The sequence below is a fragment of the Thalassotalea sp. PP2-459 genome, from assembly GCF_001913705.1.
In the GTDB taxonomy this organism is placed as follows: Bacteria; Pseudomonadota; Gammaproteobacteria; order Enterobacterales; family Alteromonadaceae; genus Thalassotalea_C; species Thalassotalea_C hakodatensis.
The window spans coordinates 19,294-30,021 of the sequence record NZ_MKQD01000031.1 but is presented as its reverse complement, the minus strand read 5'-3'; the positions used below and the strand labels follow the sequence as shown (position 1 = coordinate 30,021).

10 protein-coding genes are annotated in these 10,728 nt (G+C 37.7%); 9 read left to right on the top strand and 1 reads right to left on the bottom strand.

Translation table 11 applies throughout. From position 1 onward, the window contains the following. The first annotated feature begins 361 nt into the window (after window positions 1–361). The 6 genes from ffh (at window position 362) to rplS (ending at window position 4,672) form a co-directional block, all read left to right on the top strand. Window positions 362–1,753, top strand: coding sequence for a signal recognition particle protein (ffh, locus tag BI291_RS05820; protein ID WP_074497007.1), 1,392 nt, complete (start codon window positions 362–364; stop codon window positions 1,751–1,753). A gap of 115 nt (window positions 1,754–1,868) precedes the next feature. After that, window positions 1,869–2,339 (top strand): hypothetical protein, encoded by a 471-nt coding sequence (locus tag BI291_RS05815; protein ID WP_074497005.1) that lies wholly within the window; start codon window positions 1,869–1,871, stop codon window positions 2,337–2,339. A 369-nt stretch (window positions 2,340–2,708) separates the two neighbouring features. Continuing rightward, entirely contained in the window at window positions 2,709–2,957 is a 249-nt protein-coding gene (gene rpsP / locus BI291_RS05810; RefSeq protein ID WP_074497002.1) for a 30S ribosomal protein S16, read from the top strand. A gap of 15 nt (window positions 2,958–2,972) precedes the next feature. Beyond that, window positions 2,973–3,509 carry a ribosome maturation factor RimM gene (rimM, locus tag BI291_RS05805; RefSeq protein ID WP_074496999.1) on the top strand — a complete coding sequence of 179 codons (537 nt, stop codon included), beginning with the start codon at window positions 2,973–2,975 and terminating at the stop codon, window positions 3,507–3,509. Window positions 3,510–3,512: 3 nt separating this feature from the next. Further along, entirely contained in the window at window positions 3,513–4,304 is a 792-nt protein-coding gene (gene trmD, locus BI291_RS05800) for a tRNA (guanosine(37)-N1)-methyltransferase TrmD (RefSeq protein ID WP_074496994.1), read from the top strand. 14 nt (window positions 4,305–4,318) lie between these two features. Continuing rightward, window positions 4,319–4,672 carry a 50S ribosomal protein L19 gene (gene rplS, locus BI291_RS05795; RefSeq protein ID WP_074497012.1) on the top strand — a complete coding sequence of 118 codons (354 nt, stop codon included), beginning with the start codon at window positions 4,319–4,321 and terminating at the stop codon, window positions 4,670–4,672. A 556-nt stretch (window positions 4,673–5,228) separates the two neighbouring features. Here rplS and BI291_RS05790 read toward each other — a convergent pair. Further along, on the bottom strand, window positions 5,229–6,476 hold the full coding sequence (locus tag BI291_RS05790) for a hypothetical protein (RefSeq protein WP_074496991.1): 1,248 nt from the start codon (window positions 6,474–6,476) through the stop codon (window positions 5,229–5,231). Window positions 6,477–6,569: 93 nt separating this feature from the next. Here BI291_RS05790 and BI291_RS05785 point away from each other — a divergent pair, with 93 nt between their 5' ends. From BI291_RS05785 to BI291_RS05775, 3 genes are all read left to right on the top strand, one after another. Next, complete coding sequence (locus BI291_RS05785) at window positions 6,570–7,457, top strand: winged helix-turn-helix domain-containing protein (RefSeq protein WP_074496988.1); 888 nt, start codon at window positions 6,570–6,572, stop codon at window positions 7,455–7,457. Window positions 7,458–7,539: 82 nt separating this feature from the next. Continuing rightward, window positions 7,540–8,970 (top strand): serine hydrolase, encoded by a 1,431-nt coding sequence (locus BI291_RS05780; protein ID WP_074496985.1) that lies wholly within the window; start codon window positions 7,540–7,542, stop codon window positions 8,968–8,970. 171 nt (window positions 8,971–9,141) lie between these two features. Continuing rightward, on the top strand, window positions 9,142–10,473 hold the full coding sequence (locus BI291_RS05775; protein ID WP_074496982.1) for a serine hydrolase domain-containing protein: 1,332 nt from the start codon (window positions 9,142–9,144) through the stop codon (window positions 10,471–10,473). The last annotated feature ends 255 nt before the right edge of the window (window positions 10,474–10,728 follow it).

Genomic DNA, 10,728 nt, shown 5'->3' with positions numbered 1-10,728 from the left:
AAGGGTTATAGACTGTGTTATTGATTTTAACAATGGAATAACCATTCTTTGCAATCAATGCCTTGCCTCTAACCCTTTTATTTCTCGCTAAGTGGCTAAATACTTAATTGAGTTGGTATTAGAGAACGCAGGAGCACGTTCTCCTGAATAACCATTCTCTGCAATCAACGCCGTGCCTCTAAAGCGTTTAATTCTCGCTGAATGACCGAATATTTATGCGAATTGGTATTAGTAGGCGCTAGAGAATCTCAGGTTAATATTGAAAAATAAATCCTTGCCTCCATTTTATACTTTCGCTTCTTAACCTCACAGGTATAATGTGGGTAAGTTTTCTCTTTATCGCAATTGGTCAGAGTAATACATGTTTGAGAATTTATCAGATCGCTTAACGAAATCCCTTAAGAACATTAGTGGTCGTGGCAGACTTACTGAAGACAACATCAAAGACACCTTACGAGAAGTACGTATGGCGCTTTTAGAGGCTGATGTTGCTTTACCCGTAGTACGTGACTTTATTGCTAAAGTGAAAGAGAGCGCAGTAGGACAAGATGTTTCTAAAAGTTTAACCCCAGGGCAAGTATTCGTAAAAATTGTTCAAAAAGAACTTGAAAGTGCGATGGGTGAAGTCAATGAAACTCTCAATTTAAAAGCTACACCGCCTGCTGTCGTATTAATGGCTGGTTTACAAGGTGCGGGTAAAACATCCTCTGTTGCTAAGTTGTCGAAATATTTGAAAGAAAGAGAAAAGAAAAAGGTGCTTGTTGTCAGCGCTGATGTTTATCGACCTGCTGCAATAAAACAATTAGAAACGCTTGCTGGCGAAGTAGGGGTTGAGTTCTTTCCAAGTGATATCAAACAAAAGCCGGTTGACATAGCAAACGCTGCGATAAGCCATGCCAAAAAACATTATTTTGATGTGTTAATTGTTGATACAGCAGGCCGTTTGCATATCGACAGTGATATGATGGATGAAATAAAAGCATTACATGCGGCAATTTCACCCGTTGAAACACTGTTTACTGTTGATGCAATGACAGGTCAGGATGCTGCAAATACTGCGAAAGCATTTAATGATGCATTAGCATTAACCGGTGTGATACTGACAAAAACTGACGGTGATGCTCGTGGTGGTGCTGCTTTATCTATAAGACATATAACGGGTAAACCTATCAAGTTCATGGGTGTCGGTGAAAAAATTGAAGCGCTAGAACCTTTTCACCCTGATCGTATTGCTTCGCGTATTCTTGGTATGGGTGATGTACTATCACTTATTGAAGAAGTAGAGCAAAAGGTTGATCGTAAACAAGCAGAAAAACTGGCTAAGAAGGTTAAATCAGGGAAAGGTTTTTCACTAGAAGATTTTCGTGACCAGCTAGTACAAATGAAAAGCATGGGCGGCATGATGGGGTTAGTGGACAAATTGCCTGGTATGGGAAACATGTCTGATCAAATGAAAGGACAAATGGACGATAAAGTTACGGTACGAATGGAAGCCATTATAAATTCCATGACGCCAAAAGAACGTGAACGTCCAGAGATTATTAAAGGTTCACGAAAACGCCGAATCGCTGCAGGTTCTGGTACTCAAATACAAGATGTCAATAAACTACTTAAACAGTTTACCCAAATGCAAAAAATGATGAAAAAAATGTCAGGTAAAGGTGGCATGCAGAAAATGATGCGTTCAATGAAAGGAATGATGCCGCCAGGTGGTGGAGGCGGTATGGGCGGTTTCGGTGGTTTTGGCCGTTAAGGCCCTATCTGACAAAGCAGAGCTACTTTTTACATACTAACCATTTAGCGGTCTCTTGTTTTTTTTACTTTTTTGAGTAAACTTAAAGAACTCAATAACAAATGGACGTGTCAGTATGTACTGTAAAAGTATTTTGTTTTTATCATTATTCGTGTTGTTTTTTTTCACTGGCTGTGCGAATAAAAATATCGCTTATCAAACGATGCCTGTGGATAATGTCGTTGAAAAAGCTCAGCAAAAAGAACTGTTTTTTTGGGTAGAGACAGAATTTTCTATTCATTCGACAAGTCGTGGTGTTAGTCAGAAAAAAGGCTATTGGCATCTGATGTCTAATAACGGGACTAACTCCCGACTCACTGTTGCTATTAATCCTTCCTTGGTAAAGCAATTAAAAGATGAATACCAAGTAGATAATCTTGCTAGCTTAGAAGGAAGGCTAATTAAAATTAAAGGTATGGTGGAGCCTTATACCGTCTGTATTGTGGCGAAAGGTTGTAAAATAAAAGGTGCGAAAGGCGAACGGCCATTTGCTGTAACGGTCGGATACATTGAAGCAGAGAGTATCGAACGTTTAACTATCATTTAGTATTTAACCGTAGAAATGTACGGAGCACCGTCCTCATTTGCATCTTAAAAGTGTTTGGGCAGTGCTACTGTATGTGATTTAACATTATACATAGTAAATTTTGCCTGCTTTTCTTATTTTTAATCCTTTTTATTGCTTTATTCAAAGTGTCTTGTAAATTCCTGTTTCAGAGCGATTTATCTATTAATTTGAGCATCATTTTTAACTTGTTAAGAAAAGATGCAGCTCTGATTAATCAGCCATTTGTTTTTAAATAGCTATAAACTTGCTTTCTAGCTGAAAAAGCGTAGAATACGCGAGCTTTTCTGCCTCATTTTGTGGCGGAAAGTGTCTGGAAATTCGTTTTAACATTAATATATAGAGGACGATATGGTTACCATTCGTTTAGCCCGTGGCGGCGCAAAAAAGCGTCCATTCTATCAGATAGTTGTTGCAGATAGCCGTAACTCTCGCGATGGTCGTTTCATCGAGAAGATTGGTTTCTTCAACCCTTCAGCACAAGGTCAAGCGGAAAAATTGCGCTTAGATCTTGATCGTATCAACCACTGGGTTGGTCAAGGCGCTGGTTTATCTGATCGTGTGGCAAAGCTTGTAAAAGATGCTCAAGCTGCAGCATAAGATAAGTGGATAGATATGACTGAAGTAACAAGTAATGAACAAATCGTTGTTGGCAAGATAGGCGCAGTCTATGGTGTCAAGGGCTGGTTGAAAGTTCATTCTTTTACCGAAGAGCAAGAAGCTATCCTCGACTATTTTCCTTGGTCGTTAAAATTAGGAAATAAAGTACAAACAGTCGAAGTGACTGATTGGCGAAAGCACAATAAAGGGTTAGTGGTTAAAATTGACAATATTGATGATCGCGATGTTGCACAAACATTAGTGAGTTCAGAAATATTTGTTGATAAGACCATGTTACCTGAGCTACCCGATGGGGAGTTTTATTGGCGTGACCTAATCGGCATGACCGTTGTGACTGACAAAGGTTATGATTTAGGCGAAGTTTCTGATTTATTGGAAACAGGCTCTAACGATGTACTGGTTGTAAAAGCAAACCGAAATGATGGCTTTGGTAAGAAAGAGCGGTTAATTCCGTATCTTGAAGATCAGGTAGTTAAGTCGGTATGTATTGAAAATAAACAAATTTGTGTTGACTGGGATCCAGGTTTTTAACTCGTGAGTGATAGCAAATTATGGATAGGGGTCATTAGCCTTTTTCCAGAAATGTTTGAAGCAATAACCGAGTATGGGGTGACAGGCCGCGCGATACGTAATGGGTTAATTGAATTTCATACGTGGAATCCAAGAGACTTTACCCATGATAAACACCGTACTGTAGATGACCGACCTTATGGCGGTGGTCCAGGGATGTTAATGATGGTTGAACCATTGCGTGAAGCTATAGAAGCTGCAAAAGTTGAAGCGGATAACTCTGTCTCAGCAAGCGGTGGAAGCCGTGCAAAGGTTATTTATTTGTCACCACAAGGACGTAAACTTGATCAAACTGGTGTAAGTGAATTAGCACAACATGACCGACTGATTTTTATTGCAGGACGTTATGAAGGCATAGATGAACGACTGATTGAATCACATGTTGATGAAGAATGGTCGGTTGGAGATTATGTATTAAGTGGCGGAGAATTACCCGCGATGAACATGATCGATGCCATAGCTCGCTTTGTGCCGGGTGTATTAGGACATCAGCAATCTGCAGAACAAGACTCGTTTTCAGATGGCTTACTTGATTGTCCGCATTACACAAGGCCGGAGGTATTAGACGGTAAGTCAGTACCTAAAGTGTTGCTTAGTGGTAATCACGAACACATAAGACAGTGGCGTCAGTTAATGTCTTTAGAAAGAACTTGGCACAGACGACCAGAACTTTTAACTGACCTAGCTCTGACGGCTGAACAGAAGAAATTGCTTGAGAAAATTAAGCAAACCTCTGTTGAAGATCGTGAATCCTAGGAAAAGGTATGATTATGAGCAATATTATTAAAGCTCTTGAACAAGAGCAAATGAAGCAAGATGTACCAGCATACGCACCAGGCGATACTGTTGTAGTACAAGTAAAAGTTAAAGAAGGTGATAAAGAGCGTCTTCAAGCGTTTGAAGGTGTTGTTATTGCTGTTAAAAACCGTGGCTTACATTCTGCCTTCACCGTGCGTAAAATCTCTAGCGGTGTAGGTGTTGAGCGTGTATTCCAGACACATAGCCCGTTAATCGATTCAATCGAAGTTAAACGTCGCGGTGATGTTCGTCAAGCTAAACTTTACTACTTACGTGAGCGTTCAGGTCGTTCTGCGCGTATCAAAGAGAAGTTGGCGAAGAAATAATGATTGCGTAAGCAATACATTATTCAGTTTGACTGAAACAAAGAAAACCCGGTTGGTATACCAACCGGGTTTTTTTGTATTTTTTGATTATCCATTTCTTTACATACTTTGTGTTCTTTATTGTTATACCAATTCTATTAAATATTTAGCCAACTTAGCACTTCATTAGCGCGCTTAGAACAAACTAAATAATTTAAGCATAGTCGCTCTATGGTTCGATTATTTAGGGAAGTTATCAGGACGCTAATGAGTTCCCAAGGGCGAGTTTAAAAGGGTTATAGACTGCGTTATTGATTTTAACAAGGACGCTACAAGGATGTAGCTTATTAGAGAACGCAGGAGCACGTTCTTCTGAATAACCATTCTTTGCAATCAATGCCTTGCCTCTAACCCTTTTATTTCTCGCTAAGTGACCAAATATTTAATTGAGTTGGTATTATTCTGATTTAAAAAGTAGAACAACAGCAAAAACTACCTCGACAAATACCTACTTTAATCACACTAAAAACAGAGATCTGTCAGCGTATTGGGTATTCAAAAAATTAAACAGGAGCTTCTATTTTATTATTACTCGCTCTTTGTCGTAATTTAATCGTTTAACAGAAGAGCCAGAGTAATCATACTCTATATATGCTATACCATTGTCGACTCTATTGGTGAGTTTACCTTGTGTATCGAGGAATTCTATTTTGATTACTTTATTGTTATCGTTGTAATAGTGTTTTACGGAATGGTAACCTCTTCTTTTATGTTTTACTGGCTTTTTATTGTCATCATAATAAGACAATGACGTCCTGTTTCTTCCATGAGCATCATATGTTAGTACATAGCCTGAGTACCCTAAGTTTTGGATGATTTTTTTAAAGCCTGAGTGATCGTGGTTAAATCGAGACGTCATGTTGCCATGATCATCATATGTTGCAATACTATTTAACCAACCGTAAGCATTGTGAATTTGATTGCCAAGCTCATCTAAGTAGTATTCTCGTGTTGTATTGCCGTACTGGTCATGTTCCATCACTCCAGTGGCAACATTCGGTCCATTGCCTTTAGCTCTATTTTCTTTTGCGTCATAGACATTCCAAGAATACATGAAGCCATATTTGTTATATGTAAGTTTATCTTGCGCTGCATTCATGTTGTTTTGCGTTAATGTTTTACAATCTTTGCCATAGTTTTCCATCATGGCTAAATACCCTCTCTGATCATAATGAAGTTTAAGGCAATAGAATGGAAAGCCCGGTCTTATCTCCGCTGGTAATCCCTGTTCATTGAATCGTTGTTCAATAACTGTTCCTTTAGCATCTATAGTCCACTGATACTCATAAATATTCCAATTACTTGAGGTTCTATTGCCATTTTTATCTTCAAAATATAGTGAGGTACGTTCACCTTTGTTATTCAACTCAAAAACTTCTTTATAGGCGCCGTTACTCAAGGCTGGTTTACCAAGTTCATCAAAAAATGTTCTTATTTCTTTACCTTCTTTAAACTGAATTTTTATATGGGGGGCATGAGTAACAACATTTTTGTTAATGTTTAAAGGAACCGTTTTACCGTGTTGTAAAAATTTAACTTCAATAACTCTATCTAAACTATCGTATGTTAATAAGTAATGTTTTCTCCCTGTAGCGAGCTTTTCAGAGATAGGAAAAATTCCCTTTAAATCTGCGAACGGTGTTTCTCTAAATGGAAGTTGACTGTACCTTTTTTGATAAGTCTCATTTAATTTAAAATCGTTCGCAAATGATTGCAGTGATGCCAATGTAATCATCGTCGATATTAATAACTTTCTAAAATTCATGTTAATTCCTGTAGGTCAATTGAAACATTACAACGATAATGAAAGTTGGTAAACTCGCCAGTTAATTAGAGTTAATAAAGGTTAATCTTGGTTATGGTTAGTTTTGATCACGTTTCCTATCGTATTCATTACGAGGATACTTCCGTTGAATTGCAGCCATTAAATTTTAAATTGCTAAGATTACTATGGGATAATGCTAACCAAGTCGTTGGTGTGAACGAGATACTTGAAGCTGTATGGGGCTCAAGGAGTGTTAGTTCGGATACTATTAAGCAAAGGGTATTTCTGTTACGCAAAGTTATACAAGCAGAGGGAATTTGCAATTTTGAAATAAAATCAATCAGAGGAGAAGGTTATAAACTGATAACTCATTATAGCGCTCCAGATTCTTTAGAAAATCGCCCCAATACCGAGCAAATGGATGTGCCAAAAGTTGGTATTAACATCTTATCACCACGATTGATTTTACTTTTTACCTGTTTCGCTATTTTTATTAGCGTATTTATTTGGCAGAAAAAACTTGAAACACAAACAGGCCAAAATAATCGATTAGCTCTTTGGCTTTATACTGATAATCAAGCAACTAAGGATAGTTTAGTTAAAGTTAGGAGATTGTTAACTGATAGGGTAGTGAAGTCGCAAAAATATGATATTCAGATTGTATTAAGTGAGTTTGATCAAGCATTAAGCATCCCTCAACAAGCAAGAACTCACAGGATCGGATTGTTAGTGTTTTTAGCGTTGGAAGATAACACTACTGTTAATGCGCGCATTCTCGAACCTAAAACTGCAACTATTTTATCAAGCTATCAAATACAAATAGATCGTGTTACTCAAGAACTCAATGGACAAGAGCAACTGATTGAGGCTGTATTGTCTTTATTTAACTCAGGAAAGCTAGTGCTGACTAAAGATATGCTAGTAAATGCAGATCACCCCATTTGGGGGGAGCTTGTTCAAATCGCTTCCAAGAATAATTAACTAAAATTTACCTAAGTTAACGTTTATTAACTCGTTAGATTCTCCTTTTTAGCATACGTTAAAACAAAAATAGGAGAGTGATATGAGTAAGTTTGTTGTTATTTTTGTCTTGGTATTTTCGGTATGTTTTTCTTGTTCCAGTTTTAGCTTTGTCAACAAGATAGAGCACACAGTTGGTTTGTCTCTTGAACAATTGCGAACATTATCTGGCGTAGCTGGGTTTTCTATGGCGGCAATTAAAGATAGTGAAGTAGTTTATTCCGTTAATTCGGGGTATTGGGATAAGGCGTTATCACGACCTGTAAATTCAAATACAAGATTTCGACTGGCAAGCGTTTCAAAATTAGTTGCAGCGTCTTTGTTTGCTGATTTAATACAACAACAATTAATAAAAAAATCCGACTCATTAAAAACACTCTTGCCTCAATTGCCTGAAAAATATCATAAAATAACGATTGAGCAATTGATGAGACACACCTCTGGCATACCACATTACCAGGCGGTAGATGCTTGTTGTTGGGAAACACATTATATTTCAGCGACTGAAAGTTTAGCGGTATTAAAAAATAGAGATCTGCTGTTTGAGCCAGGCAGTCAGTACCATTATTCGAGTTTTGGTTACACAATTTTAGGTGCTGTTTTTGAAAAAGTAACCGGAACTACTTTAGTTGATGGTATTGAGGGCTTTATAAATCGAGTGTCTGGTCGGGTAACACCAATAGTTGAAGATATAACAAAACGAGATCCGCACCGTTCAAATTTGTTTACTTTAACACGCGGAAAACCTGCATCGACACCTTTTGATGATAAAACGTATACTGCGCTTGGGGGAGGGCTTTCATCAACAGCAACAGACTTAGCACTGTTGGCCGATAGAATTGTTAATGGTAACTATTTTTCTGATGAAATAAAGTCACTTATGTTTCAGCCAAACTATCACGACGTTTCACCTAAAAATAAGATGTATAATGTCGGTTTTGGATGGCGAGTTGGAAAAGATTTTGATGGACATACAGTCTATCACCATGCAGGAGTTACACTCGGAGCGCGTTCTTTTTTAATTGTATATCCCGAACAAAACCTAACACTCGCTTTTTTATCAAACACTAGCTGGGTTTCTCAAATGGAAACTAATGGCTTTGCTTTAGCTAAGCTTATTCGTGCGAACACTTACCTTAAATCAGGTGTTGAACCTTTTGAAAAACAGCAGTTGAAAGGGACGTTTAATGGCAAAGAAATGAATGGCGAAATATCCTGTACAGGATCAAAGTGCGTTTTTGAAGATAATTCTGGGTTACTTTCAAATTGGTTAAATAAATATAACCATGTTAATAGTAGAAAAAGCGCTCAGAACGCTAATAAATGGCCCGTATATCGAGTACCTGATGGCATGCTTTTAGTCACTTCAATAGGCTTGGTCTTTCTTTCAAAGGAGCAGCAAACTTGGGGTGGCAACATTGGTAGTAAGAATAGAATTGAGTTGACTGGGTTACAGAGTCGTAACAATAACTGATATATCGATATAGCGCACTTTATTTAGCCTCAACTCAAAGGTATAAAAAACTTTGTTTAAACTAAGTTCTGGTTTATTCCTGTTGCGAAATGAATCATTAAGTTTAGTCATCGTTAAACCTTTCACGAAACTTTAGTTACTAAATAATATAAAAATAACAAAAGGAAAGTAATGAGCTTAATGAAATACTATTTTTTGTTTCTTATTGGCAGTGTTTCACCCACTAAAGCTAGTGAACTGCACGATAAACTGACAAAAATTACCAATGCTTATATAGAACAGGACATGTTTCAAGGAAATGTCTTAGTGGCAATTGATCAGCAAGTTGTTGCATTTGTAAGTTCCGCCAAATTACCTCAGTCGGCAAGGTTTGAAATTGGCTCTATAGCAAAACAATTTACAACAGCGCTAATGTATCTTTTGAAAGAGAAGCGACTTGTTGATTTCAACCAACCGATCAGTGGTTACATCAAAGAGTTTTCAGATTATCCCGTTGGTAGCGTAACAATACAAGAGTTGCTAGAGCATAGAAGTGGATTGCCAAGAGATTTTGTAACGTTAGCTGAACGAGATATAACGCGTGATTTGACAAGTTTACAAAGGTTAAAGCGACTAAAGCATATATCTGTCTCGCAAACTAAAACAAAACGTTATTCCAATGCTGGATTTGCACTTCTTTCACTTGTTATTGAAGCGGTGGCTCAGAAACCCTTTGCTCAGGTGCTTGAAAGTAAAATTACAAAGCCTTTAGCCTTATCTGATACCGGTGTTATTTCAAGGCAAAATTTAAGGTCGTTAGTGCAAGGTACCAACCGGCTTAATGACCAATTAGTAATATTGCCGTCTGCACCGCAAAACTATGCAATTGGCCATGGTGCTATGTATTCATCGGTTTTTGATTTATACCAGTGGCAACGAGCGTTAATCAAGGGCGAAATAGTGTCAAAGAAAAGTTTTGCGCAAATGATAGAGCACAATCATGGTTTATTTAAATACTCATATAACTGGCCGAGTAACAAAGGGGCTAATGGACGAGCGATAACCCATGGTGGCTCTAATGAAGGATTTGTTGCGAATGTTTCGACGTATCTAAATCATGAGCTCATTGTCGTTATATTGTCTAATGAAAAACCCGCTTATGTTAGTGCTTTGTATAATCAGCTTGCTAATGCAGTTTTAGGTATGGATGAGCCGTTGCCTTATGAAAATTTACTTAAACAATTCACACAACAAGTCATCTCTAAAGAGATGAGCAATGCGTTAGCAGTGTTTCGTGCAGCACAAAGTGCTCAACGGTGGGATCTGCCAAGTGCAGTACAATTGAATCAAAGTGGTTATTTATATCTGACCCATGGTCGGCTGGCGGAAGCCGAAGCATTGTTTTCTTTTTTAACGCAAGTCTATCCTGACTATAAAAATGGTTGGGATAGTTATGCTGAGGCATTAACGGCAAACAACAAGCCTAAAGAAGCGAAAAAAATAAGAACGCAATATTTACACTAATCTGAAGTAATGGATAAATAGAGACAGACGAGCTTTTGCAAACATAAAATCATACATTGAAATGTTACGCTTGAAATTGTCACGCGGTATGTGACTTTCACACCTATAAATGAGGCGTTAGTACCACATGTCACAATGAAGCGGTTAATGTGATAGGTTAGCATGGAGAATACTTTATCAACTTACTACCGTTTTCTTCGTGAGGAGCTATTTTAAATGTTCTCAATACAGCTATTTAGTTCAAGGCGAAAAAAT

Coding starts and splice junctions, on each gene's coding strand:
- BI291_RS05785 (WP_074496988.1), top strand. CDS start 6,570: ATGGTTAGTTTTGATCACGTTTCCTATCGTATTCATTACGAGGATACT.
- BI291_RS05790 (WP_074496991.1), bottom strand. CDS start 6,476: ATGAATTTTAGAAAGTTATTAATATCGACGATGATTACATTGGCATCA.
- rplS (WP_074497012.1), top strand. CDS start 4,319: ATGAGCAATATTATTAAAGCTCTTGAACAAGAGCAAATGAAGCAAGAT.
- BI291_RS05815 (WP_074497005.1), top strand. CDS start 1,869: ATGTACTGTAAAAGTATTTTGTTTTTATCATTATTCGTGTTGTTTTTT.
- rimM (WP_074496999.1), top strand. CDS start 2,973: ATGACTGAAGTAACAAGTAATGAACAAATCGTTGTTGGCAAGATAGGC.
- BI291_RS05775 (WP_074496982.1), top strand. CDS start 9,142: ATGAGCTTAATGAAATACTATTTTTTGTTTCTTATTGGCAGTGTTTCA.
- rpsP (WP_074497002.1), top strand. CDS start 2,709: ATGGTTACCATTCGTTTAGCCCGTGGCGGCGCAAAAAAGCGTCCATTC.
- ffh (WP_074497007.1), top strand. CDS start 362: ATGTTTGAGAATTTATCAGATCGCTTAACGAAATCCCTTAAGAACATT.
- BI291_RS05780 (WP_074496985.1), top strand. CDS start 7,540: ATGAGTAAGTTTGTTGTTATTTTTGTCTTGGTATTTTCGGTATGTTTT.